At 55.6% G+C, this 24,131-nt stretch carries 22 protein-coding genes and 2 pseudogenes; 13 read left to right on the forward strand and 11 right to left on the reverse strand.

The features are described from left to right. Positions 1-91: 91 nt before the first annotated feature. Positions 92-451 carry a DUF2946 domain-containing protein gene (locus KZJ38_RS21505; RefSeq protein WP_219798142.1) on the reverse strand — a complete coding sequence of 120 codons (360 nt, stop codon included), beginning with the start codon at positions 449-451 and terminating at the stop codon, positions 92-94. A gap of 188 nt (positions 452-639) precedes the next feature. On the opposite strand from KZJ38_RS21505, the gene KZJ38_RS21510 reads away from it, so the two are divergent. The 5 genes from KZJ38_RS21510 to KZJ38_RS21530 all read left to right on the forward strand — a co-directional run bounded on the left by KZJ38_RS21510 (position 640) and on the right by KZJ38_RS21530 (position 3,993). Continuing rightward, entirely contained in the window at positions 640-1,527 is an 888-nt protein-coding gene (locus tag KZJ38_RS21510) for a hypothetical protein (protein WP_219800544.1), read from the forward strand. A gap of 11 nt (positions 1,528-1,538) precedes the next feature. After that, positions 1,539-1,910 carry a copper resistance CopC family protein gene (locus KZJ38_RS21515; RefSeq protein WP_219798143.1) on the forward strand — a complete coding sequence of 124 codons (372 nt, stop codon included), beginning with the start codon at positions 1,539-1,541 and terminating at the stop codon, positions 1,908-1,910. A gap of 165 nt (positions 1,911-2,075) precedes the next feature. Next, positions 2,076-2,330 (forward strand): BufA1 family periplasmic bufferin-type metallophore, encoded by a 255-nt coding sequence (locus tag KZJ38_RS21520; protein WP_219798144.1) that lies wholly within the window; start codon positions 2,076-2,078, stop codon positions 2,328-2,330. Positions 2,331-2,368: 38 nt separating this feature from the next. After that, positions 2,369-3,220: an MNIO family bufferin maturase gene (gene bufB, locus KZJ38_RS21525; protein WP_219798145.1), complete on the forward strand. Its 852-nt coding sequence runs from the start codon at positions 2,369-2,371 to the stop codon at positions 3,218-3,220. Then, complete coding sequence (locus KZJ38_RS21530; RefSeq protein ID WP_219798146.1) at positions 3,217-3,993, forward strand: HvfC/BufC N-terminal domain-containing protein; 777 nt, start codon at positions 3,217-3,219, stop codon at positions 3,991-3,993. The genes bufB and KZJ38_RS21530 overlap by 4 nt, the downstream gene beginning before the upstream one ends. Before the next feature lie 173 nt (positions 3,994-4,166). Here KZJ38_RS21530 and KZJ38_RS21535 read toward each other — a convergent pair whose 3' ends face one another. After that, positions 4,167-5,081: a DMT family transporter gene (locus KZJ38_RS21535; protein WP_281425796.1), complete on the reverse strand. Its 915-nt coding sequence runs from the start codon at positions 5,079-5,081 to the stop codon at positions 4,167-4,169. Beyond that, a complete protein-coding gene (locus KZJ38_RS37190; protein WP_425518376.1) occupies positions 4,985-5,257 on the reverse strand; it encodes an opine metallophore biosynthesis dehydrogenase in 273 nt (90 codons plus the stop codon). The genes KZJ38_RS21535 and KZJ38_RS37190 overlap by 97 nt, the downstream gene beginning before the upstream one ends. A 222-nt stretch (positions 5,258-5,479) precedes the next feature. On the opposite strand from KZJ38_RS37190, the gene KZJ38_RS21545 reads away from it, so the two are divergent. After that, a complete protein-coding gene (locus KZJ38_RS21545) occupies positions 5,480-6,316 on the forward strand; it encodes a LysR family transcriptional regulator (RefSeq protein ID WP_246641816.1) in 837 nt (278 codons plus the stop codon). 680 nt (positions 6,317-6,996) lie between these two features. On the opposite strand, the gene KZJ38_RS21550 is transcribed toward KZJ38_RS21545, so the two are convergent. After that, positions 6,997-7,479, reverse strand: coding sequence for a hypothetical protein (locus KZJ38_RS21550; RefSeq protein WP_219798150.1), 483 nt, complete (start codon positions 7,477-7,479; stop codon positions 6,997-6,999). 161 nt (positions 7,480-7,640) lie between these two features. Between KZJ38_RS21550 and KZJ38_RS21555 the strand changes: the two genes are divergently transcribed. The 4 genes and pseudogenes from KZJ38_RS21555 to KZJ38_RS21565 form a co-directional block, all read left to right on the forward strand. After that, positions 7,641-9,161: a recombinase family protein gene (locus tag KZJ38_RS21555; RefSeq protein WP_219798151.1), complete on the forward strand. Its 1,521-nt coding sequence runs from the start codon at positions 7,641-7,643 to the stop codon at positions 9,159-9,161. Between the two features lie 146 nt (positions 9,162-9,307). After that, entirely contained in the window at positions 9,308-9,640 is a 333-nt protein-coding gene (locus KZJ38_RS21560) for a hypothetical protein (RefSeq protein WP_219798152.1), read from the forward strand. Positions 9,641-10,394: 754 nt separating this feature from the next. Further along, positions 10,395-10,778: an integrase arm-type DNA-binding domain-containing protein gene (locus KZJ38_RS37195; protein ID WP_425518271.1), complete on the forward strand. Its 384-nt coding sequence runs from the start codon at positions 10,395-10,397 to the stop codon at positions 10,776-10,778. A 182-nt stretch (positions 10,779-10,960) separates the two neighbouring features. Then, positions 10,961-11,320, forward strand: a pseudogene (locus KZJ38_RS21565) (YkvA family protein); the annotation flags it as partial. 402 nt (positions 11,321-11,722) lie between these two features. Here the strand turns inward: KZJ38_RS21565 and KZJ38_RS21570 are convergent. The 6 genes and pseudogenes from KZJ38_RS21570 to KZJ38_RS21590 form a co-directional block, all read right to left on the reverse strand. Beyond that, positions 11,723-13,174, reverse strand: coding sequence for an IS1182 family transposase (locus KZJ38_RS21570; protein ID WP_219798154.1), 1,452 nt, complete (start codon positions 13,172-13,174; stop codon positions 11,723-11,725). Between the two features lie 97 nt (positions 13,175-13,271). Then, positions 13,272-13,436 (reverse strand): annotated as a pseudogene (locus KZJ38_RS36685) (integrase); the annotation flags it as partial. A 70-nt stretch (positions 13,437-13,506) separates the two neighbouring features. Next, positions 13,507-14,064: a hypothetical protein gene (locus tag KZJ38_RS21575; protein WP_219798155.1), complete on the reverse strand. Its 558-nt coding sequence runs from the start codon at positions 14,062-14,064 to the stop codon at positions 13,507-13,509. Between the two features lie 500 nt (positions 14,065-14,564). Continuing rightward, the gene (locus KZJ38_RS21580; protein ID WP_219798156.1) at positions 14,565-14,945 is read right to left on the reverse strand and encodes a hypothetical protein; all 381 of its coding nucleotides are present in this window, start codon (positions 14,943-14,945) and stop codon (positions 14,565-14,567) included. Positions 14,946-14,947: 2 nt separating this feature from the next. Then, the gene (locus KZJ38_RS21585) at positions 14,948-17,203 is read right to left on the reverse strand and encodes a hypothetical protein (RefSeq protein WP_219798157.1); all 2,256 of its coding nucleotides are present in this window, start codon (positions 17,201-17,203) and stop codon (positions 14,948-14,950) included. Further along, positions 17,160-19,154 carry a hypothetical protein gene (locus tag KZJ38_RS21590; RefSeq protein WP_219798158.1) on the reverse strand — a complete coding sequence of 665 codons (1,995 nt, stop codon included), beginning with the start codon at positions 19,152-19,154 and terminating at the stop codon, positions 17,160-17,162. Before KZJ38_RS21590 ends, KZJ38_RS21585 begins: the two co-directional genes overlap by 44 nt. Before the next feature lie 23 nt (positions 19,155-19,177). On the opposite strand from KZJ38_RS21590, the gene KZJ38_RS21595 reads away from it, so the two are divergent. Further along, positions 19,178-20,599: a YifB family Mg chelatase-like AAA ATPase gene (locus tag KZJ38_RS21595; RefSeq protein WP_246641580.1), complete on the forward strand. Its 1,422-nt coding sequence runs from the start codon at positions 19,178-19,180 to the stop codon at positions 20,597-20,599. 335 nt (positions 20,600-20,934) lie between these two features. Here the strand turns inward: KZJ38_RS21595 and KZJ38_RS21600 are convergent, their stop codons facing one another. Continuing rightward, positions 20,935-21,438: a hypothetical protein gene (locus KZJ38_RS21600; protein ID WP_219800545.1), complete on the reverse strand. Its 504-nt coding sequence runs from the start codon at positions 21,436-21,438 to the stop codon at positions 20,935-20,937. A gap of 302 nt (positions 21,439-21,740) precedes the next feature. Here KZJ38_RS21600 and KZJ38_RS21605 point away from each other — a divergent pair, with 302 nt between their 5' ends. Next, positions 21,741-22,265 (forward strand): TlpA disulfide reductase family protein, encoded by a 525-nt coding sequence (locus tag KZJ38_RS21605; protein ID WP_219798159.1) that lies wholly within the window; start codon positions 21,741-21,743, stop codon positions 22,263-22,265. A gap of 324 nt (positions 22,266-22,589) precedes the next feature. Further along, a complete protein-coding gene (locus KZJ38_RS21610; protein ID WP_219798160.1) occupies positions 22,590-24,116 on the forward strand; it encodes a M35 family metallo-endopeptidase in 1,527 nt (508 codons plus the stop codon). The last annotated feature ends 15 nt before the right edge of the window (positions 24,117-24,131 follow it).

Genomic DNA, 24,131 nt, shown 5'->3' on the forward strand with positions numbered 1-24,131 from the left:
ATTTCCTGTGCGTGTTGGTGAACACGCCGCTGGAAACAGCTATGCGCGCCTTCAAAAGGCGCAAGCCGGTGCGGCGTGCGGCGAACGACGATCAGGAAAAGGCGGGAGGGTCGCGTGGACGCCCGGATGGAAACGCGCCGAGCGGCGTGAAGCGTGTAGAGAGCGCGACGGTTGCGGCCACAACCGGCAGCAGAAGAACCGGGACGATGGTCGGTGGGATAGGTGGCGGCGCCGCATGCGTGGCGAGCAGATCGCAGTAGCCGCACGCGGAAAGCAGATCGCCCGCATGATGACTGCCGCCATCCACTTGCGTGGCAGAACAGAGCACCGCAACCGGTTCCGCGACATGAGCCGACGCCACCAGCTGACTCACGACCGGCACGAACACGACAAGGCACATGGCAAGCATGCCAAGCCATGCGCTCAGGCGTCGACGGGCGTGAAGAGTCATAAGGGATGGATGCGTAGCTGCGTCAGCGAGCGAAGTTTAGCACCGGTTTGTACCGGGTTAAGTATTCGCTTTCCATTTTTCGGTTTGCGCGCGTCCGCCGAGTGCCACAATAGGCCCCGCATGCATGGACATCTTTCAAGAGTGCGACGATGCTCTGGAATAAGGAGGAGTCGTGTATTCCCCGTTCAATGCGAAGCCAGGCACCACGCGCGTCGCTCACGATCGTAGCTGTCGCGCTCGGCATTATCCCGGCCGTGCTGCCGTTGCAAGCGGACGCCCACGCGATCGCGGGCGACCGCGTCTTTCCCGCAACCATGTCCATCGACGATCCCGGTGTCGGCGACGAAGCCAATCTTCAGTTCGGGCACATCCGCGTGCCGGGCGACAACGGCGACCAGAGCATCAACACGTTCGATTTCGAGTACGACAAGCTGATTACGTCACGGCTCGCGCTATCGGTAGGCGGCACATACGTGATGCAGAACAACCCGACCGCGCACGGCTTCGACAACTTCGAGGTAGGCTTGAAGTATCTGCTCTACGTGAACGAAGCGCACGAATTCATGACTTCGATCGGCGTCAATGCGGAACTTGGCGGCACGGGAAGCCGCGCAATTGCGGACAGCTTCTCGACCATCTCGCCGACGATCTACGCCGGCAAGGGCATGGGCGACCTGCCGGATTCGCTTTTGTGGCTGCGCCCGGTTGCTATTACGGCGGAGGCGGGGCCGGCACTCACGACGGGAGCCGGGCAGCCTAACGCGTTCAACTACGGCTTTACCGTTCAGTACAGCCTGCCCTATCTGGAGCAGCACGTGCATTCGCTTGGCTTGCCCCAGCCGTTTTCGGACCTGATTCCGCTAGTCGAGATTCCACTTTCGCGAAGCCAGGGGCAGACCACGGGTACCGTCAACCCCGGCTTCATCTGGATTAACCGCTATGGTCAGTTCGGCATCGAAGCGCAGATTCCGATCAATCGCGCGAGCGGCTCGCACGTTGGTGTTCTGGTACAGGCGCATCTCTTCTTCGACGACATCGCGCCGACGACGATCGGCAAGCCTTTATTCAACTGGTAAAGGAGCACTGCATGAACTCATCTCATCGTATCCGGGCCTGCGTCGTGCTGGCATTCGTGCTCGGACCGGCGTCGGCCAGCGCGGTTTGCGCGCACGTCTTTCCCCGTACGCAGGTTCCCGCAGCAGGCGCCACCGTAACGTCGGCCAACGAGGTGAGGATCGTCTTTGACGGGCCACTGGAACCCGCCTTTTCCACCGTGACCGTCACCGATGCAAGCGGCAAACAGGTCAACACTGCAAAAGCCGCTGTTGATGCGAAAGATCACGATGCGATAGAGGTCGCTTTGCCGCCATTGCCAATGGGGCACTACACCGTACATTGGGCGGCGGTTGCATCCGATGGCCACCGCACGCACGGCGACTATGGCTTCGACATAAAGTAGGAGGCGGTACTTTCGGGCTTGCCGGATTGCCACATCCAATGCATGAAGTGTGCGGCAGATGCGGCCCCGAATTGAGGCTATATTAAATGACAGGCGGCGCCTCTATCATTCAGTCGCACATTTTCCGCCTTTGGCATGCCTGTCGGACGGACTGGAGATCGAATCATGAAACAGGAGATTGCACGTCAGGCGGTCATCGCCGCAGCCCTGGCAGGCCTCACGTTCGTAGCGCACCAAACCGCGCACGCCGAAAAGAAGGTGCAGTGCTATGGCATCGCCAAGGCGGGACAGAATGACTGCGCCAGCAAGACCGGCGTGCATGGTTGCGCGGGCGAGTCAAAGGTCGACTACGACAAGGGCGACTTCAAGAATGTGCCCGAAGGGACCTGCAAGAAACTGGGCGGAACAGTGGGCACCTGATTCCCCACGTCACTCGACGCAACCTCAATGGCCAGGCGATGACTGAGCACGTGTCGCTCGCGGAATTATCCGGCGTGGGCATCGGACTGAGGCACGCGCACTATGCGGATTTCCTTGAAACCATTCCTCCCGTCGATTGGGTGGAAGTCCATAGCGAAAATTATTTCGGCGATGGTGGATACGACCTTCACGTGCTGGAGAAAGTGCGGCGCGATCTGCCCGTCAGCCTTCACGGCGTAGGTCTCGGGCCAGGTTCATTAACGCCGCTGGACACTGTGCATGCCGGCAAACTCCGACGCCTCGTCGACCGCATCGTCCCGGCTATCGTGTCCGAACATCTGTCGTGGAATGCATCGACATCCGGTTACATCAATGATCTGCTCCCCTTGCCGCTTACCGGCGAGGCGCTCGACCACCTGTGCAATCGCGTCGACGCGCTCCAGCACGCGCTCGCACGCCCGATCCTTCTCGAGAACGTTTCGACGTACATCCGCTTCAAGGAGGACCAGTACAGCGAAGCCGCGTTTCTCGCCGAGCTCGCGAATCGCACGGGATGCGGCGTGCTGCTCGATATCAACAACCTTTACGTCAATCAGCGCAATCATGGAGAGGATGCGATCCGCGCGATGAACGAGCTTGCACCGCAGGTCGTGTGCGAGATTCATCTTGCGGGACATAGCGTGACGGATTTCGCCGTTATCGACGACCACGGTTCGCGCGTGACACCTGAAGTCTGGGCGCTTTACAAGTACGCGATCCGGCGTTTCGGTCAACGCCCCACGCTGATCGAATGGGACAACGACATCCCACCACTTGCCGTCCTGCTCGATGAGGCGGACAAGGCCCGCGCCTGCGGCGTGACCACTTCGAACGCCGGGGCTGCACGATGAAGGCACGGCTCGACGTCATTGAGCAGGCGTTTGCTGACGCCATCCGCGATCCACGCAAAGAGTCCGCGCTTCTCGAACTGCTGTCGACGGAACCGCAAGTTGCAGCACGCCGGCTCGACATCTATCGCGGCAACGCATACGCGCATTGGCATGCTGCGCTGAAAAATGCATACCCGGTCTTACTGGCACTTGTCGGCGAACACTATTTTTCGACATTGGCGCGCGCTTACGCAGAGACATGTTCATCGCACAGCGGGGACCTGAACCAGTACGGAGCCCAGCTTGCCGCGTTTATCGACAACCGGGAACGGGATCCGCGCTATGCGTATTTCGCCGATATCGCGCGACTCGAGTGGGCCGTTCACACTGCCTCGCACGCGTCCGAGCCAGCCGCACTCAGCGCGAGCCAATGGCAGCAGTTCAATGCCGAAACGCTGCTCGCATGCCAGCTCATTATTCATCCGGCGTGCCGCGCCATCAGCTCGCGCTATGCGATCTCCGCGATCTGGCGCGGACACCAGCCCGGAGGAACCCTTCCGCAAAGCATCGATGCGCCATCACAAGCTCTCGTTGTGCGTCCCGAATGGCGCTGCCTCGTTGTCGATCAGACGGACGCAGCGCATGCGGCTTTCATCGCGCTGCAACGCCGGCGCACGCTCAACGAGGCAATCGACATCGCATTGGCTATCGATGAGCAATTCGACATATCGTCGCAACTTCAAACCTGGATTTTGATGTGCGCAGTCATTGATGTTGTATCTGACGGCGCATAGGCTCGATGGACCCGTATCGCTGAAGCAGACTGCCTCAGGAGTGAAGCGAAAGTCGCTTCATGGCCGCTGTCTGTCGGATGAGACGATCGCTGCTCGACCCTTGTCAGTCATTTGCCGGACTATGCTCAGTGTCCGCTAGCGAAAAGCGGACACGATCATTTCGGAAATTTCGCCTAGGCCCCTTTGAGGCGCGAGAGAAGGATACAGGCCGCCACGATCAGGCACCCACCCGCGATTGTCAGTGTGCCTATCGATTCGCTCCAGAATAGCCAGCCCCAAGCCACATTAAAAACAATGCCGATATATCGGGTAACGGCAACGATCGCAGCACTTTCGTGCGTAAACGCCTTCGTCAGAAACAATTGACCCAGCAGTGACACGACGCCAAGTGTAATGAGGCAAATCCATTCGCGCTCGCTCGTCGGCCAGACGAAATCCGTCCACATTAATGGGATTGACACGAGTGCGGCAATCGACAAAAAGTAGAAGACAATTTCGTACGCGTGATGTCTCGCGCTTAGCTGACGAATGGCGACATGCGCTCCGCCCGCGAAGAAGGCACCCAGCAGGCCAATCGCCGCGTACATGGAGTAAGTGGAGTATGAGAATGGCCTAACTATGAGAGCCGCCCCGATGATGACGACGCCCAGCAGAAGCCAGATGGGTGTTGCGACACGCTCCCTGAGAAAAACGGCCGAGATCAGAATAATGAACACCGGAGACATGTGTGCGAGAATGCTCGCGTCAGCGAGTGGGATATGCGCGATTGAAAAGAAATAACAGACGAGATATAGCGCGCCTAGCAGCCCCCGAATCAGGAGCATAGGTACGTCCTGGTTTGAGAATGAAACCTTCTCGCGCAACATCAGCAAATAGACGAGGACCGAGCCGATCACGCCTCGGAAGAATCCAATTTCCGAAGCAGGAAGAGTGGCGCTCGCTTCTTTCACAAGCGCGTTCATGATACTGAACGTGAACGAAGCCAGAATCGCTAACAGGACACCGCTCTTCCATGCCTCGTTGACCATTGACGATAGATGATCGACGCCAGTTCCTGTGTGTTGTCCCGGAGTACGGTCGGGTGGCAATGTTGTGCTCCTTTCAGATTAACAAAGCGCTCAATCGCAAATGCGAAATTCGAGAGTAAATCCTGTGTTTGCGGCATATCTAGCTGAAATTGACGCCCCAGATGGGAAACCAGCGAAAGCTTCCGGTGATCTTCCAGAGGTACACGAGGAACGTGCCATTGACCTTGCGCGTCCACATAGGCGCGCCGAAAAGGGATCGCCGAAAAATCGAAGTATCGTCCCTTGTTCGAATGATGCTCGACCAAGCATCATGTCATGAACCGGATAGTGCAATAGTCGCTATTCTCTTGCTAATGCAGACTTGATTTGCATCTATTCAAAAACCGTATAGACATTCATCAGGCATGAATCAACGACAGATTGCAGCTTTCAGGGCTGTCATGCTCACGGGAACGACAATGCGTGCCTCGGAGACGATGCATACATCCCAATCTGCGGTTAGCCGACTAATCGGCCAACTCGAAGCAAGTCTCCAAATGAGACTCTTTGAAAGAGACGGAGCACGCCTGCGCCCGACTCCGGAAGCGAAAGCGTTGCTCATCGACGTGGAGCGTATGTTCTCGGGTCTTGATCAAATAAGGGAGCGCGCGCGGAGTCTGCGTGAAGGTCGCAGCGGACTGCTGACGGTCGCAAGTCTTCCCGCGATGGGATATGGTCCGCTGCCCCAGTTGGTCGTGCAGTTGAAACGCCAGTTGCCCGAGCTATCCGTTCGTTACGAGATCCATTCTTCAACGGAGGTTCGGGAGCGTGTGGCGAGTGGGCGCTGCGATGTGGGCTTCGCCGCCGAGCACATCGACACGCATGGGCTCGTTGCGCGGTCTGTCGCCCGACGGCGCGCGGTGCTTGCTGTACCCGTCCGTCATCCGTTGGCGCGGCGATCAAGCGTGTCGGTCATGGACGCCGCGGAATATCCTTTTGTCGCGCTATCGTCTACGGATACTTCGCGTCGCCAGATCGATGCACTATTGGCAGCTCAGGGCAAAGCACTCAACATCGCTATCGAAGCGGCGTATACGTTGACTGTCGCTTCACTGGTGGTAAACGGAGCGGGAATTGGACTCGTGGATCCACTGTCGCTCGAAGCCTTTGACTGGCCAGGAGCCAGATTCTTACATCTTGATGAAGCGATCTGGTTCAATACGCTGGCGATTCACAGCATGTCAGTTCCGCTTTCCGCTGCTGCCGGGATGCTGATCAGGATGGCGCATGAGGCATGGTCTACGGAACCTCGCTAGGCGTACCATCGCATGCAAATCGGCTGAAGCATGCATCCCAGATGGCGCGAACAGTCCCTGCCACATAATCACCGAACGTCCGATGTTCCTACAGATGCGGATGTTCGCGAGGAAACGCCGAACGTCTCTTCATGGCCGATAGTGTTGAAAAACTCGCTAGCGATGCCTTATGCGATGTTTTCAGGGGTCTTCTTACCCTTGGCCGGCGCTCACGAAGGGCTTATACGTCGATCTGAGAGGTCGATTTTTTGAGCGTCGCGCGTGCGGCGAGACAAAGCGAGTTTTTCAACACTATCGGCCGAATGCGGCCGTTTCTGATTCGCTCCGCCGCCATGCGACTCAGTGGCACCTCACTGCCGCTATGGCAAATCCATAACGGGACAATTAAACGCAGGATTGGTGTCCAACGTCGCATGGCACTTGGCGCCAGGATCCTAGACATCGCCGCACGACTCGGTTGCTAAACCTTTGCCGTCGAGCAGCCATGATCTAGAGTGAATCTGCCCGGTACATGAAGCGATCGGGCACTTGTCCATACCCCGCACGACCTGTACGTGCGGGGCTTTTTTCGCGCATTGGATGGCCGGGCTGGTGGGCCGTCAGTGTCGTTCCGCTTCGGCTACTGGGGCCGGTGGTAACTGGCAATGGCGCAGCCACAGGCGCACGGAGATGTGGCTCATTTAAAGCCAGGTGAACGACATCCTGCCCGCAAGGTAATTCAGGCAGACGCCGTACAGAGACCTGGCCGCAGGTGAACGGAAGTCCAGCCGCAAGTTCTCGCACAGCATCGAAGACACAGATTTGATATCAGCCATCGATGGCGAGGCTCGTGCAACCTGCTTTGCAACATCGAGTGCGCGGCTGGAAAGCATGACCCTCTGCAGCCAGTCCGTATTGGCGCCGTTCGCACTAAGCCACATGTGAGTTGATTCGACGACGTGCTCTGGCGACAGCCATTCTCCGGTCATTGACCTTGCGAGCAAATGCGAGACGACAAGAAACGTGAGCAGTTCCGTGCACGCGGGCAGGTCAAGGTTCAGTGGTCGGTTCGCGAACACGATGGAAAACTGGAGGGAATCACAACAGAATTGTAGTAAAGGTCTTGCGGCACCCCAAACAAGAGTGACGCCGGCGATGCGGTAGACATCTGGCTTGTTCGCCATTGGAATGCCCACAATCTTGACATTATGACGCCGCGAAGTATTACTAGGTAATTGACCTGCTATCAACGGGACCGACGTTCCGGCCAGACATGGCTTCCTCCGCCAGCGTTAATCGCACACACAAGCCGTCCCCTCCTGTTCGCGCTGCCCAGTATCTTCGAATGTCAACAGACATGCAGGAATACTCGCTAACTTTCCAGCGCGACGTGATAGCGGAGTATGCCTCCGGAAATCACCTCCGCATCGTCGAGACTTATGAAGACGTGGGCATCAGTGGCCTCACGCTCAAAGATCGCCCGGCACTCACAAAGCTGCTCGTCGACGTCATTAACCCGGCGCGCAGATTCTCCGTCCTGCTGGTCTTCGATGTGTCCCGATGGGGACGTTTTCAGGACGTCGATGAGAGTGCTTTTTATGAATACACATGCCGACGTGCCGGCGTAAAAGTGGTCTATGTCGCGGAGCCGTTCGAGAACGATGGAAGTCCGGTCGCATGCATCATGAAGACACTCAAAAGGGCGATGGCCGGCGAGCTCAGTCGTGATATGTCACGCAAGGTATTTCTGGGTATCTGCGTGAACGTTCAGCGCGGATTTCACGGTGGCGGACCGGCTCCGTATGGTATGCAACGGTTACTGGTTAACAAGGACGGTGTAAAACAAACACTTGCGCTTCATGAGTACAAGAGCGTCCAGACTGATCGTATTGTCCTGACGCCCGGACCTGCGCATGAGGCCGCGTTAGTCCGAAAAATCTTCGAGTGGTACACGCGGAAGGATGTAAGCGGAGCATCCATTGCCCCGCGCCTGAATGATTTCGGAATCGTCAATCGCGGTGGCCGTCCCTGGTGTGGACAGGTCATCCTCGACATCCTCCGCAACGAGACATACATCGGCACCAATGTTTATAGCAGGACATCATCGAAGCTCGATTCGGGCTGGAAGCGCTTACCAAGCTCGGACTGGATACGCATACCAGGCGCGTATTTACCGCTCGTTGACAAAGGCGTGTTCGAGAAGGCCCCAAAAAAAATGCGGAACTGGCACGCGCGGCCGACACGTGAAGACATCATCGAAGGGCTGCAAATGGTCGTGGCGAAGCAAGGACGCCTTAATCAGAAACTCCTGCATCACTATCGCAGTGCTCCGTCCGTCGAACAGGTCATGCACGAGTTCGGGAGCCTGTACGACGCATACAAGGAGATCGGCTACCCGCCGAATCTGGATCCGGAGCGGTCAGAGAACCGGAACGTAGAGCACAAGACAGAACATCTGCTGGCGGATTTGCTGCTCGAGGAGATTCGTCGCCGGGGACATCATGCCGAATATGCGAAGCACACGGGGACCCTGTGCATTGACAAGACGCTCAGGGTGCAGCTTGTCGCGAGGAGCACATGGCTGATACACGGCAAACTGCCCTACTGGGTCGCGCGCTGGCCTGACCGCTTTGCAATCGACTTCCTTGTTTATGGTCGCATCGAGCGCTCGGGAAAAGAACTGATCGACTTCCATATCTTTCCTCGCGGAAGCCTTAAACCTGGTGTCTACACGGTCATATACAGAAACGGAAAGTCATTTTTTGAACACTTCCGGTATCGCGACCTGAGGATGCTGCTCGCACTCTCCGACACGGTTCCAATCATCGATGTTGGCAGCCTTGCATCTGCTGTACAGGTGCAGTGATGGGCCGCACTGTCGCCTTAAAGCGGTCACGCCCAAAGGATATGCCTCCGGCGGCACGAGCGCACAGGCGGACCGCCGCGAAGAATGCGCCGCCGGACCACTCTGCTGACGGACACTACGCGGTTCTGATAGCTGAACGGTGTCGAATGCGCAAACACGTCAAGAAAATGAACGCGACGGCGGTGAGACATAAGGAGTTTGTCGACCTGTTACGTGCATTGCTGTCAGACGAAGAGTTTGTCCGTGTGCTCGCGGAACAGGGCATCACAACGATGCCACGTCTGCTCGCGGAGCATACATCGGGTATGGTCGGTAATGAGGCGCATGCTGTTGCGAATCTCCGCGAGGACAAAAGCGTCGATAACCAATTGACTGTCCTGTCTTTCGAGGCTGCCACGCTTCTCTCAGGTCACGAAATGCCGGCAATGGCGATTGCCGCCATACGTTCAATGTCGCCGGGCCGGCAGATTGAAGATTGAAGTTGCGCACGAGATGCTGGCTGGAAACAACTACACCGCGGAATTCGCACGAGCGCTATTGGCTGCGACGCCAAAAAAGTTTGCGAGTTGCTGGAGCGAGAGTTTATCGGGCTCACGAAGCTCGTGCTGTCGCTCTGTCAGGCATTGAGCGGTCACTGCGCACGCTCTATGCACGCGCAAGTATTCTCGCACCAAACCATAACGACAATCTCTCTTACCTCACACTCGGCGGCACTGTCGCTCGCACATGGACAGCTAACAGCGAGGTCATCGTGTGGCTACTTGCCCGATATCCTCGACACGCTGCAGGCCTCGAGAAACTCGCCGTAGAAGCTGGGCGCACCTGGAAGGCTTCGCGACGCGCTTTAAAGCTCTCATACACCTAAGCCGAGGCGCAGAGTCGTCAGGATTGGTTTGGCCGATACTGGATAAATGGATGATTTCGACTCCGGTCATAGTTGATAGACCACTTCCGGACACCGCGATCTTCATTTGGCGCCCCTTTGCTGCCGATCACCGTCTTGTGACCCCGGTGACGCGTTTCGGGTGAAGCAGCCATTCACGGGATGAGTTTTCATGCAGCAATGGATGCGGTATGCATAGAAGATGCGCGCACGATAGAGTTGCACTTAAGTTGCAAATCTGTAAATCGATAGGATAATTCCTCTCCACCCAACTGCGAAAAGGGTGGAGGGGATTCCTGATGACTTGCTATCAATCGGGAGCTTTTTGTGTAACGAGGAGATCTTGATTTATGGCAGAGCGAAAACGCGGAACGACTATCTATTCCAACTCGGATATTTACAATTGGTTAGCCGAACAGAAAGATACTCGCCTTCTCGACAAGTTCGGTCTCGAGTTTGAGCGGCGAGTCCTGACGGACGGGCGAACAACTGCGCGGATGTCTATTTCTTATGTCTCTCCGCACACAGAGGGGAAGTGGGCTGGTAAGGAGCGGCGCTATAGCTGTGGGACGTTTCCGACTGACTCGATCGAAGGTGCGCATCTCCAGATTGAAAAGATGGATGCGCTACTGACGAAGGGCATCGACCCGAACGATGAGCGGGATGGGGGCCGTCCGAGAGTGGGTGACGGAATGGGTCCGGAGGGGAGGAACGGCGGACGCTCTAGTGAGTGATATCGTCCGGCACGTTTGACCGCTTGCGGTTGTGGAACTGTCATGTGAATGTCTGAACGCCGCATCCGAGGAAGGTCACGTCATGGCCGATTACTCCCAAGGAAATACTTGTACTTGTCGCCGGTAGCTCAGGCGAACAGATGCGAAGGAGCAAGATGCTCGACAAGCTCAAAGACTGGGCACGCTCGATCAAGCGTGATGCGCACGCGCTCTATCTCGCGGCCCGGGACCCTCGCGTGCCCTGGTACGCGAAGGCGCTCGCACTCTGCGTTGCAGGATATGCCCTTTCACCCATCGATCTCATACCAGACTTCATTCCGGTGCTTGGATATCTGGACGACGTGATTCTCGTGCCGTTAGGCATCTGGGCGGTCGTGAAATTGATCCCCACATCGATTCTGGCTGAGCACCGCGCGGCCGCATCATTAGCAGTGCAACGCCCGGTAAGCCGTATGGCTGCCCTCGCCATTGCCCTCATTTGGGTGGCGTCCATCGCACTGACGGCGTGGCTCGGCTACCGTTATTTCTCAGACCGAATTTGAAGCCTCGTGCTGGCACCCTCTAGAACTGGACCGCTTCGTAGGGGAGAGGCTTGACGCGCCAGCGCGGTGTGAAGAGCTGTGCGCGAGCGACCGGTAACCGGCGCGAAGCCGACAGCCGAGTGTCGAAGTTGCGACCCAGCGAAATGTCGGCTCGTGGGGCGTTGGTCACGTCCGGCCGTTGTCCGGCGAAGCTATGTACGCGGTGGTTTCAGTGACCGTTCTACGAGGTTCTTCTGTCATCCGGTATTCCCAATCGATTGTCTGTTCATGGCCGAGGTTGTGTAAAAACGCTCGGGTTAGTCGATAGAGCATCGCGAGAGCACATTTGCGCGCCCGCCTGAATGCAGACGGCTTGCCGTGCCTAATCGTTACTGACCGAGTTAGCAGGAACGGCGCGCGAGATCACGCGCCTGCCAGCTTCATCGCGCGCATCGCTTTGGCGAATCCCAGAATCCTGATGATGCGCTTGAAGTTGTATGTCAGTACATGCAGGCTCATTTCGGTTGCGACGTGGCCAAGTCCGCGCATCTGGAAGTGTGTCGAACCCATCCAGTGCTTGATTGTGCCGAACACGTGCTCGACCGTACGGCGTCGTATCGTCATTGCGTCGAGCTGGCGATCCAGCCGGTACTGCATCGCCTCTAGCACGGCTTCGTGCTCCCAGCGGCGGATACGCCGGTAATCAGCTGGCGTACACTGACTCTTCATCGGACATCGAGGGCACGCGCTGCTCCAGTAGGTGCGCAGGGTCATCTGGTTACTACGCTCAACCGAGCTGAATCGATAGATGGCTCGTTGACCCGCTGGACACAAGTACTGGTCATCTTTGGCTATATAGATGAAGTCTGCCCGGTCGAACCGCCCGTCAGCCTTTGCACTCGAGGTTTGCGTTTTGGGCACAAGTGCTGCGATGCCCACGTCATCACAAGCCTTGATTTCCGGTGCGCTGAAGTAGCCGCGATCTGCCAGTGCCTTGATCTTCTTCTTGCCCATGGCATCACGCGCAGCCTTCGCCATCGGGCTTAACTGCGCCCGGTCGCTGCCAATGTTCGTGACTTCGTGCGTCACGATGAGATGATGTCGGCTATCGACAGCCACCTGAACGTTGTAGCCAACCACGCCTGTGCCTTTGGCTTGCGAGATCATCGAGCGTGAGTCGGGATCGGTTAGCGAGACCTGCTTTTCCGGCAGATTGTTTAAGAGCGTTGCTGCGCGATCCAGATCGCGCATCTGTTCACGCAGCGTCTGGATCTTTTCCCGTAGCCGATCGGTCTTCGCTTCAACTTCGGGTGGTTGAGTGCGATCTGCTGTTTCCAGCGCATCCAGGTAGCGCTGAATGCTTTGTTCGATCTGTTCCTGCCGCCTCTCGATCTTGTTGGGTGTGAAGTTCTGGTCGCGGCTGTTAACCGCCTTGAACTTGCTGCTGTCGATAGCAACGACAGCTTGCGTAAAGAGCTTCAGGTCACGGCATATCATCACGAAACGCCGACACACGTTGCGGATGCCTTCTCCGTTGCTTCGCCTGAACTCGGCAATTGTCTTGAAGTCCGGCGCGAGGCGGCCGGTCAACCACATCAGTTCGACATTGCGTTGGCACTCTCGCTCCAGACGCCGGCTCGACTGAACACGATTGAGATAGCCGTAGATGTAGATCTTGAGCAACACCGTGGGGTGGTATGACGGGCGACCCGTGGTTGCTGGCGTGGCCCCTTCAAACCCTAGGGAAGCCAGTTCGAGCTCTTCTACGAATGCATCGACAATTCTGATCGGATTGTCTTCTGCGATGAAGTCATCAAGACATTCCGGCAGCAGCGTTACCTGATTGCGGTCCGCACCTTCGACAAATCGCCCCATCTTCACCTCTCGCGCCAACGGGTTGATTCAGTCTAGGCGATCACTCGCGTTTTTACACAGCCTCGGCCGGGAAGCGACCGCTCGCCGGCCGCCGCACTTAGATCTCAGTTTGTTCAGCCATCTCGAGTGCATCGTCGACCTCGATGCCGAGATAGCGGACAGTGCTTTCAAGCTTTGTAGGCCCGAGCAGTAGTTGAACCACCCACAAATTCTTCGTGCGCCGGTAGATCAGTGAGGCCGTTGTCCGCCGCAGGGTGTACGTGGAGATGAGAATAGTTTCACGACACCGTGTCAGTGGCGCTCAAATGTCATTAAATCGAACTACTGCGTTATTACGGGGCACGCTTGCGGCTTGTGAGCTTTGTTACGTTTGCGTCCACATATGCCTTGATCGATTCAACGCTGCGATGCCCCAGATCCATCGATACAGCAGCGGCAATCGACGCTGAGCTCGTATCCAACCCTAGATCTCGTCTCGCTATCGTTTCCTTGCCAATCTGATCATTCGTAAACTTATTTCTGAAGCTCTTGATTCCCGCTCGCTTTGGAGCACCAGATGCAGCAAAGCCCATCCCAAAAATCTTGGAAATCGCCTTATCTGACAACGCGTTCCCGTCGCGAGCAGAAAGAAAAATCGGTCCGGATGTTTCAGGTATTCGCCAACCCATTTCCCTAATAAGATTTCGGCGAGTATCGTTTATAAAGGCACAGACTTTCGTCACCAACGATTCTGGCATATAGAAACTGTCACGATAACCAAATTTCTGATTTCCTGGTACGCATGCTAGCCCCCGCTCGGTCATTGCTCTAAGTCGATCATCCGAAAATTGCTCGCAACGAAGCGAATTTATCGATGTGCGGCGCCAACCAAGCTCATCGGCAATTCTCATTATTAAAATGTTTCTTATCGCGACGTATTCTGTAAAATTAGTTATGAAGTAATTTTCTAGAAATTTTCTATCAATGGTCGTCGCCGTATATCCTCTCGGTCGCTTCGAGGTTTGCCCAACGCGACGATAGAGAAGAGGATATTTCTCGTATAGATTCCCCCGTCGCCGTCCTCGCGGCGCATCTTGGACTAATTCGACGGCCGGAAGAGACGATGTCACGGGGCAGTTGCATGTACCCATAAATTTTGACTTACCCTGAGATTGCCACCATTGAAGAAACAAGTAAATGTAAACCAACTTTTCATTGACCGTTCGCTTAGCCGCAAACTCATCCCTGTTGGAGCGCTCATTGCACAACACCCGCAGTAACTCCGAATCCCTATAGCGTTTAATTAGATCATCCGTCGACTCTTGGAATTCGTAACATCCCAGATTTCTGCACACACGCTCTACGTCGCTGTGACTCGTAGCTGCTAGAAATCGACGATAAGATGATATAGCTAAGATATACGTTCACGTGCGACGCTTTGCATACTGCGCCTCAGAGCGATAAGGCCAACGATTTTCACATGATCGTCCGCGTATCTGTCGAGCGTTCCATTTCCTGTACGACGTATTTCAACCACGCTCTGACCGATCAAGCCGCAGGCTGAACTTGCGTCGTCCCATCTTAGGAATTGCCGGAGTGTTGTCGGTGCAAAAACTTTATCCGTACTATGCAGCTTGTCATGCAACAGCTGATGATGCAACTCACTAGTCGCCCCATAAACGAGCAAAGCAGTCACGATTTCAGCTTTAATTTCTAAATTTGAATATGCCAATTGCTCAGACGTAAACGCTATAGCTGGCTTGCGACCGATTCGCGCTTTGGTGGCTGTCATATTCAAACCCCGAGACGTGATCGGAGAAGTACGATTGCTTCGTCAAGCTCCTCGAGTTCACGAACATTTCGCACATTTTCGAGCGTGCAATCTTTCCCTGCCGACAATTTGTTCACCAAAAAGACCCGGTCCGCCTTCAAATTTTCTATATAAGCGGCTTTCGATAAATGATAAATACATCCGCTACAAATTTTGACGCTTGCTTTCTCTCTCTCGACCCGTTTTGATTTTCCTGAATAGCACCGCGCTGCTCGCTGATTCAACGCGGTTCCCAACATACACTCACCATGTGGGAATGGTCGCGGGAAATGCCCTTTGCGCTTCATGGCGCTAATAACAGCGTCCACCCCACGAGTTCCAGAGAAACTCGCCGTCCGAGCAAATTTTGCATATACTTTTTTCACATAGAACGCATAGCCTCCGGAAAAGCTCTTACCTTCCAAAATCGCATAGATCTCCTCGGCCAGTTTCTCGTCACCGACGATTCCTAATTCCCTGTCCAGATCAGCAATTTCCTGCATTCGTGCGCGCTTGTGCTCTTCAGCTTCAGTAGGACTTGTGAAATAGATCGACTCCATATCATGCCTAGATAATGGATCGGTCACATATGCACGTGTCGTTTCAAGATCGATCTGTCCGTATTGATATTTTAATGCGATTAAGTCGGAATTTTCATATCTATAGAAGAAGACAATTCCATACATCCGGCGTCCGATATGCGACGCACTCCAATCATTACCATCACCAAGCGCCTCATGACATACGCCCAGGACGCCTGCGCTGTCCTTATATTCCGCAAACTCAAATTGAGACGCGATTCCAATGCCGTATCTAGCATTAAGGCGACGATAAGTAAAAAGAGATGTTTTCCCGTTTGTCGTAGATGTCTTTTCATGAATCGCACATCTCTCAAAACGTGCGTACATGTACTGGAAAGCCTCCAAGGCGTTGATAGCGTCAACGGTGGTTGCGTTCACATAAAATGGAATTCGTTTGCAAAAGGTCTTTGCAATGTAAAAGGGAACCTGGTAAAGGCCAAGATCGGCATTTACAGTCACAAGGCAACCCGAATATAGTCCGACGTCGCTATCTGATATTTCGCACTTGCGTCGAGCATTCATGATAGAAATCAGAATAAAACATGACGCAATCACATTGAGTATCACACTTCTCACGGTGTGCGCGATTTCCCCGCTGGGGGAACGTTCCGTATCCAAGAATTCAATTGAATAGGGTAAAAGTTCATTTAAATCTTTTCGAATAGAAGAACTCCGGAAAGCGTCATACATATATTCTCCAAGCTGCCTTCGTCCGCACGCGGAAGCCGCCTCTGCTGCGACTATCATTTCCTCAAGCAATCGACGCAACAAAGGAAATATTTCATAAAGGTAAAGCATTGTCGTTTTAAGAATTCGACCCGCGCTTTTGACCAAGACATTTTTTGTTCTGTCGCACGGCCTGCCGAGCAAGTTAGCTAATTCGTGCGGATTAGGGAAAGGCAAAAACACCAATCCGAATCCTTGTTTTGCATCGAAAAGAAGATTTGCAATAGCGAGGTTGTGACGTATCGATCTGGCCGTATACCGTTCCGTGTCGGGAGGACGCTCGGATTCTTCGGTTGAGATGCTTCCGTCGATCTTGCCGCCCGTTTCCGGGGAACCCTCGGCGGCTAGCTTGGAGCGGAGGTAAGAGCCAGCAAATGTGTAATTTGTTCCGAGGCGCCTCAGTACACTGGCTTTTGCGCCTTTTTTTGCCAATTCACTCAGCCCGATTTTCTCCCGTGCAGCGCGAGCTGAAATCCGAAGTACGCTTGGCCAACCGCCGACCGAATATTCGCTGGCTATCTCCGAAAATTGTTGACGCGACATACTTCCTGTCGCAATGATATTTCTAATCCATAGTGCTTCGTAGAATAAGCATATAACTTTGATTACCTGCGTTACTTTATCGAGCTTGGTGTGCGTGCGCTTCGATCTGCGCAAGTACGCATCGACTGCAAACAGTAGCGTTATCACAAGATCTTTACGCTTGCTTAGCGGCATAGGTTCGCTAAACAACTCATTCGGTGGGAGAATAACTTCGCTGAGATCAAATTCCTTACGTTTTTTCTCTCCCGTCATTTCAAATTTATACTCGAACAAAATGATGCCATTGTCCGAAATTCGGAGTTCACCACTCGCCAATTCTGTATTTAGATCGGAAAGTCTAATTGATTCATCTATCGACTTGGTGCGCCGCTGAGGTTTTGTCGCCGGCATCGTCCACCTCCAAATCCTTTACGAGTGGAGAAATAACGAACCAATAAAGGCTCTTTTTTATATAAGTTTTGAGCAAAAGATTAAATAACATTGCTGGCCCATGCCATTTTTCAAATGCTTCGGCATTTTCGTTCAGTAGACGTTTCCAATTCCTCGCATAATAATTGGATGTTGTCCATACCTCTCTCACCCTTGCTCTTCCAATTACAATACGATTGTTGGCGCATCCTCGGTCCGCATGGCAATTTTTGGCGTCACAGACACCACCGATAAGCCAACTCGGTTCGACTGGTTCGAATGGATTTCGACAGCCAGTTCCGTCTCCAATCGGGAAAAGCAGGTTTTTGTCCACTTTTTTTTGATCAAATTTTCCAACAAAATATGACCGTTCTTTCGATAGAGAAAATTTGACGCTAGCATCGAATCGTCTTTGAAATTCCAAATTAATTGCCTGATTGTGTAAAATCGTAGCAATTTGTGAAATATAATGAACTGTCATGTTCACATCCGCGTGATCCGCCTCAAGCTGGACCATTTCGATTCCTGACGCCAACTTGAAATTGTCCAGCGTGAGCATGTGTGTGCGGATCTGCTCATCGCTAAACCAATCCATACCAATTTTTTCCAGCAAAATAAGTTTCTGCGTTTTTGTGTCTGAAATTGGGCGCGTTATAATCTGTTCATTTTTATTGTCCCAACCAAACCATAATCTGTCTTCCTCGGGAAAGAGATGTTTGAATTCTTTCAGTTTTTCGAAATTCCACAACAGAAGCTCTATCGCCATGTATGCAGCCTTATTGTCCGGAATAATATCGATTTCCGGCGTATATCGATCGCTGCGTGATTTAAAGCTTTGTAACGTATATATGTCGCCGCATTTGCTCACCCCACTCCGCCTTAATTCCCGAAGCGAATCGGCGTTCCATCGCGTATGTATGAGTAACGCGTAAAACGCTGCGATCAATTCCCGATTAAGGGCACAGCGTGGCAAGAAGAAAAGGTACCGTGTACGCAGGCCGCACAAACGATCACGCTCAATTTCGAAATAAGTTAAAAACGAATCATTGACGTTTCCAAATCTAAGTTTCGTTTGTACAATCTGCCGCCTGGGTAATCTCACATCGTTGACGAGTTGAATAATGCACGAGGCAACGTGAGACGGATCAAAGCTCTGGATTCTAGACATTTCAGCAAATGTTGCGCTGCCTAGAAGAAACGCACGCATCGCTGCCATTTCTAGCGACGAAGTAGGAATCAACGTCGCACTGTTCATTTTTTGTCTAATTAAATGCCAATACTGCATTTCCTCCGTCACACTTTCCACGAGTTTATTAATATCTTGGGTCATGCGTGCGACTTCCCGATTCCTGAGTTCGGCGATGGTTTGGTGGGGAATCGCCCCGAGGGGATAATCGACGGGGTTTTCCGGATCTGCGCCACGATGAGGTGACTCGCTCAACGTTTTTCGAGGAGCGCCAGTTCCTCGAAATCGCGTTTGGAAGTAACTGGCACATCTGGAAATTCGCTCTGCGAATAAATCTTCTGGCAGCTTCTCGGCAAGGAACGTTCGGATTAGGCTCGAGGACTTTTTCTTTGTTGTCTCGGATAGGTGTGCAAACAACGACGACTCGAGGAGATTCTCTATACCAGCGAACAAATCTCGCGCGTCTCGTCTTCCAACTTCTCCCACTGGCAATACGAGATAACGTCGAGTATGCGGATTTGTACACGCCTGACCTAGGACGTTGAAGATGTGACCAAGGTCTCGTTTCTGGCCGGGCACCAACTGCGATCTTGACCGGTGGTATTCCAAGGCTTCATAAATCCAGGATCCGCGTCGGACACGAGCAGCGCCGAGATCGAAGCTAATGGTTTTTTCGACGGTCACCCCGTAGTACCTCACGGTCGTACGAAAATGCATCAGGTTCTGTCTACCCAGTGCGCCCTGCATAACCGGCTCCTCGCATCGCCTAGTTGCAGTCTAGTGTTACCCAGAGCGATTTCAAGGCGGCTTCGCGCCAGACCGTCAATCTCGCTCCCGCCGATCTGCCGAAGGAATCCGGCCGCTTCGATCTGCCGATTGCGCTTGGCATTCTTGCCGCCAGCGGGCAGATTCCGGTCGAATCGCTTGCACACCGCGAGTTCGCCGGCGAGTTGTCGCTGACCGGTGCGCTCCGGCCGATGCGCGGCGCGTTCGCGATGGCCTGCGGGACCGCGCGCAGCGCGGCTGGGTCGTCAGCGAGCGGCGAAGACCGCACAGACTTTTCGCAGCGCAACCCTGAGTTGTATCTACCTGCCGCGAGCGCGGCCGAAGCCGCGCTGGTACCGGGCGTCGACGTATTCGGCGCGGCGGATCTGCCGTCGCTTTGCGCGCATCTGTCGGGGGACGCCGACGCCAGGCTGTCGCCGGTCGCGGCGCCTCCGGTCAGCGACCAGATCTCGGCCGCCGGGCCGGATATGGCCGACGTGATCGGCCAGCGCGGTGCGCGCCGGGCGCTCGAAGTCGCCGCGGCGGGCGGTCATCATGTGCTGATGGTCGGACCGCCCGGCGCAGGCAAGTCGATGCTCGCGGCGCGCCTGCCCAGCCTGCTGCCGCCGATGACCGACGACGAAGCGCTGACCTCGGCGGCCCTGCTTTCGGCGAGCCTTAGCGGCTTCTCGCCTGCGCAATGGCGGCAACGGCCGTTCCGCGCGCCACATCATTCGTCGAGCGCCGCGGCGCTCGTCGGCGGACGCAATCCGCCGCGGCCCGGAGAAATCACGCTCGCGCATCTGGGCGTGCTCTTTCTAGATGAGTTGCCGGAATTCGACCGTCATGTTTTAGAGACGCTGCGTGAACCGCTCGAAGCCGGTCGCATCACGATCTCGCGCGCCGCCTGGCAAGCCGATTTTCCCGCTGCATGCCAGCTGATCGCCGCCATGAACCCCTGTCCGTGCGGCTGGCGCGGCGATCCGAACGGCCGCTGCCGGTGCACGCCCGAGATTGCGGCGCGCTATATGCGCAAGTTGTCGGGCCCGCTTCTCGACCGTATCGATATCCAGATCGAGATACCGGCGCTGTCGCCGGCCGAGCTTTCGGCGCGCGCGGCCGATAGCGGCGAGTCAAGCGGCGTAATCGCCGCTCGCGTGCAGCAGGCGCGCGAGCGCCAGCTCAAGCGCCAGGGCAAGACCAACCGCGAACTGGACGGACGCGAGGTCGATGAAGTGTGTCGCCCCGACAACGCCGGCGAAAGCCTTTTGCGCGAAGCCGGCGAGCGCTTCGGCTGGTCCGCGCGGGCCTATTACCGGGTGCTCAAAGTGGCGCGGACCATTGCGGACCTGGCCGGCGTCGATACGCCAAACGCATCCCAGATAGCGGAAGCCGTGCAGTACCGGCGCGTATTCGCGTCGGCTTGATCTCAGCAAAAAACTTATGTCAAGACTTGACTTATTCACACAAACCGCGGTCTGACACGTTTAGATACAACTGAAAGCGACTTGTGAGGCCGACGTTAAAGTTCTTTGATTTTATTGAGATTTATTGCTTGCCAAGAATCAGGGCAAAATAACTGGAGGTCCGCTGGGCGGGCTTGTGCGGCCTACCGCACATAGTTGTCAACAAAGATATCCACAGGTCCTGTGGGTAACCGAAAAACTTGAGAGAAATCCGCCTATTAGCGCCATGAGCTACGAAGGAACTTTCACTTTGCGCAATGCTCGGCGAATACCTGGCGAGAGCCTTTTTACCGCTCTTAATACAGTTTGAACGACTGGAAGAACTGGTCTAATTGCTCGGGCGGCAGTTCTTTTTTGGCGACGACGGCGGCCTGATACACGTGCCGCCCCTTGGCGACGAGGCGCGCGTGCATGATACGCGTCTCCTTTTTAGGACCGGCGGCGCCGCTGAACGTCACTTCGAACCCCGGCACGTCGCCGCCTGCCGCGAGCGGAATCGGTGTCGCGCGCGCGTCGGGCGCCACACCCAGATTGCGTGCGAGGCCCGCGCGCAGGAAATCGAGCGTCGCACGCTGCGTATTCGGGTCGTCATTCGGGAGTTGCACGGTGCCGACAGCAAACACCGCATCGCCGGCTTCGGCGGTCTGCATGTCCATCTTCATCGGCGTGCCATCGATGTCGATCTGCCGTTCGTCGAGGCTTGGCTTGGCGGGCAGATCGACGGTGTATCCGTTGTCGTTATTCATGATCGTCCGCCAGTCGTAGGTCGGCGAACAGGCAGCGAGCGCCGCGGCGCTCATGGTGACGTACAACGCCCGGCTCCATGGCAAGTTCGCCAGCCTGCTACGCGACACACGGCGACGGGCGACCGATACTGCGGGCTCGATATCAGCGGGAGTACGGCGAAGCAAACGGGCAGGCGAAAGCGATTGGAAATTGACGCGAAACATGAATGACAGGTCAGTCGAAATTGCGCTGAAAACACCATTATCCGCCTGCACGGTCGGTCCTGCCGCCTATACTGAATAAGGCTACAATGACACCCGCGCGGCGCACTGCCCGCTCCGTTTGCGCACCCGGTGCGCCCCAGAGATCGAGACTCATGAGCCAAGACACTGTTTCCCGGCGCGCCAGCCCGTTTCGCTACATTGCGATGGCGGTCGTCGCCGGCGCGATCGCGGTTGCCGGTTATTTCGCCTTCGGCAACCAGCAGCATGTTCCTGATGCGACCTTCACGCTGCTCTCCGGCCAGAAAGTCACGACCGCCGATCTGAAGGGCAAGGTCTATCTGGTGAACTTCTGGGCGACGAACTGCGATACCTGCATGAAGGAAATGCCGCAGATGGTCGACACGTACAACCGCTTCAAAGGCAAAGGTCTCGAGTTCGTTGCGGTCGCAATGAAATATGACGCACCGATGTACGTCGCCAACTACACGGAAACGCGCCGCCTGCCGTTCAAGGTTGCGATGGATGACGGTTCCGCGGCGCAGCAGTTCGGCAATGTCCAGCTCACGCCGACCACGTTCGTCATCGGCCGTGACGGCAAGATTCTCAAGCGCTATGTCGGCGAGCCGAGCTTCCAGGAGCTCGATGCATTGCTCGACAAGGAACTGGGTTCGGCATAAGCAGCGATTAGCAGCGTTTAACCGCTAGCCTATGAAGCCCGCGCGATTGCGCGGGCTTTTTTGTTGTCCGTCTCATCCGCGCTGTCTACGCGACGCACTTTCCCCTCCATCCATTCGATTCCCTAAGCATTCTCACGCGTAACGCATGACGCGCCGATGTGCAATTCCTGTATCGCATGTCGCCGGCGACCCGATGCTTAAATCATTCAGCGCACGTCAGTGCGTGTTACTCGAGCGCATCGCAGACGCGACGCCAGATTGTTGTGCGTGCATCGATTCGCCGCTCCACGACGCGAGTCGCCATATCTAGACGACGGGAATTCAATGAGAACCGACAGCTATCGCAATACATATGCGCGCGAAGGCGCGCCAGCTCAAATACCACCACCGGCCGCTCCTGTGCAGCAACCGCAGGTGTTCAACTACACGGCCCCACCACGCACGGCCCCGGATACTGAGTTCCGCCAGGCTTCGCCGGACACTCAGGTGCCGTACCGCATCGCCGGCGAGCAGGGCAATGGAAACAATAGAAACGACGTCGACGGTGTGCCGTTGCGCAATGCGCCGTCACCTCAAGCACCGGGCGCGGAAACGCAACCAGCAGGCGCAGTCCAGGACGCAAACGGCAATTTCGTCTTCGATCGCTGGGACGAGGCCGGCACGCACGTCGTGGATAAATTCAACAAGCAGACCCTTATGCGTTCGCACGAAGAGACCGATACAGACGGTACCAGCAGCCTTCTGGTATTCAACGAACGCACCGGCCAGCGCTCAAGCGACGTGTATACGTCGGATGGCTCGCACAGACACAGCGAGTGGAACCAGCGTACCGGCAAACATAAGGACGAGAGCTGGAGCCCGCAGGGTCAGTACCAGTGTCAGGAGTGGAACGAGGCGACCGCGCGCGAGCAGGCCTTGCTGCGTCAGTATAAGAGCGATGTCGAACAAACTCTGCCAAACAATCGGCGGAATCTGGACGCCCCCACTTCTGCGGCACCCGGTGACGTTTCGCAGCGGCCGGTTTCCGATTACCGCAATACAGGCACGGGCGCGCCGGGCGCAGATAGGAATGAAGCGAGCCCGCGCCCCACGAATACCGATTGGCGCCCCGTCGGTGACGGCAGGTACGGTCGCGGCACAGGAGGCCAAGGAGGCCGCGGACACGTAGGCCCCGGTGGTGGTGGCCGCGGGCAAGTAGGTCCCGGTGGTGGTGGCGGCGGAGGTGGCCGCGGGCAAGTAGGTCCCGGTGGTGGCGGTGGCGGTGGCGGAGGTGGCGGCGGATCAGCAGGTCCAACGGGTGGCGCGGGCAACGCAACCGTCCCCAATCCCGAGATGATCAACACCGGCGCGTCGCAATTCTCGCAGGAGCAGCTGAATCGCTTGAACGCCGCTCCTCAGAAGCTGATGCAGTTCCTTGACGTCGCGCTTGCGCGTCTCGACAAATACGGAGCGAACGATCCGGAACTGCAGCAATGGTTCGGCAAGAACGCGAGCGTCGACGAAATCAGGCAGACGCTAACCAGAATGCGTGAGACGCTTGCTTCGGGTAACTACAAATTCTCGCTCGACCCGAATACCCGGGACAATTGGGAGATGGCGCACGTCTTCCCTAACGACAAATCGCACACGATCCACGTGAGGCCGCACATGCTGGACCCGGTCTTCGGCAAAAATACGCCTGAGGTCACACTGTTCCATGAGCTCAGTCATTTCGACGACATCGGCAAAACACGCGATCTGGTTTACGGGGACTACAACGCGGCGACGCTCGCGCAAAGGGATAGCAACGCGGCAATGCACAACGCGGAAAACTACGGCATGTTTATCCGCCAGGTGGCGCAGTTAGCTTAAGTCGAAGTCGTAACC

Source organism: Paraburkholderia edwinii (genome assembly GCF_019428685.1).
GTDB lineage: Bacteria > Pseudomonadota > Gammaproteobacteria > Burkholderiales > Burkholderiaceae > Paraburkholderia > Paraburkholderia edwinii.

Excerpts from the sequence above, each read along its gene's own strand:
- KZJ38_RS21505 (WP_219798142.1), bottom strand. The coding sequence starts at position 451 with ATGACTCTTCACGCCCGTCGACGCCTGAGCGCATGGCTTGGCATGCTT.
- KZJ38_RS21510 (WP_219800544.1), top strand. The coding sequence starts at position 640 with ATGCGAAGCCAGGCACCACGCGCGTCGCTCACGATCGTAGCTGTCGCG.
- KZJ38_RS21515 (WP_219798143.1), top strand. The coding sequence starts at position 1,539 with ATGAACTCATCTCATCGTATCCGGGCCTGCGTCGTGCTGGCATTCGTG.
- KZJ38_RS21520 (WP_219798144.1), top strand. The coding sequence starts at position 2,076 with ATGAAACAGGAGATTGCACGTCAGGCGGTCATCGCCGCAGCCCTGGCA.
- bufB (WP_219798145.1), top strand. The coding sequence starts at position 2,369 with ATGACTGAGCACGTGTCGCTCGCGGAATTATCCGGCGTGGGCATCGGA.
- KZJ38_RS21530 (WP_219798146.1), top strand. The coding sequence starts at position 3,217 with ATGAAGGCACGGCTCGACGTCATTGAGCAGGCGTTTGCTGACGCCATC.
- KZJ38_RS21545 (WP_246641816.1), top strand. The coding sequence starts at position 5,480 with ATGCGTGCCTCGGAGACGATGCATACATCCCAATCTGCGGTTAGCCGA.
- KZJ38_RS21550 (WP_219798150.1), bottom strand. The coding sequence starts at position 7,479 with ATGGCGAACAAGCCAGATGTCTACCGCATCGCCGGCGTCACTCTTGTT.
- KZJ38_RS21555 (WP_219798151.1), top strand. The coding sequence starts at position 7,641 with ATGTCAACAGACATGCAGGAATACTCGCTAACTTTCCAGCGCGACGTG.
- KZJ38_RS21560 (WP_219798152.1), top strand. The coding sequence starts at position 9,308 with ATGCGCAAACACGTCAAGAAAATGAACGCGACGGCGGTGAGACATAAG.
- KZJ38_RS37195 (WP_425518271.1), top strand. The coding sequence starts at position 10,395 with ATGGCAGAGCGAAAACGCGGAACGACTATCTATTCCAACTCGGATATT.
- KZJ38_RS21570 (WP_219798154.1), bottom strand. The coding sequence starts at position 13,174 with ATGGGGCGATTTGTCGAAGGTGCGGACCGCAATCAGGTAACGCTGCTG.
- KZJ38_RS21575 (WP_219798155.1), bottom strand. The coding sequence starts at position 14,064 with ATGAGAATTGCCGATGAGCTTGGTTGGCGCCGCACATCGATAAATTCG.
- KZJ38_RS21580 (WP_219798156.1), bottom strand. The coding sequence starts at position 14,945 with ATGACAGCCACCAAAGCGCGAATCGGTCGCAAGCCAGCTATAGCGTTT.
- KZJ38_RS21585 (WP_219798157.1), bottom strand. The coding sequence starts at position 17,203 with ATGCCGGCGACAAAACCTCAGCGGCGCACCAAGTCGATAGATGAATCA.
- KZJ38_RS21590 (WP_219798158.1), bottom strand. The coding sequence starts at position 19,154 with ATGCAGGGCGCACTGGGTAGACAGAACCTGATGCATTTTCGTACGACC.
- KZJ38_RS21600 (WP_219800545.1), bottom strand. The coding sequence starts at position 21,438 with ATGAGCGCCGCGGCGCTCGCTGCCTGTTCGCCGACCTACGACTGGCGG.
- KZJ38_RS21605 (WP_219798159.1), top strand. The coding sequence starts at position 21,741 with ATGAGCCAAGACACTGTTTCCCGGCGCGCCAGCCCGTTTCGCTACATT.
- KZJ38_RS21610 (WP_219798160.1), top strand. The coding sequence starts at position 22,590 with ATGAGAACCGACAGCTATCGCAATACATATGCGCGCGAAGGCGCGCCA.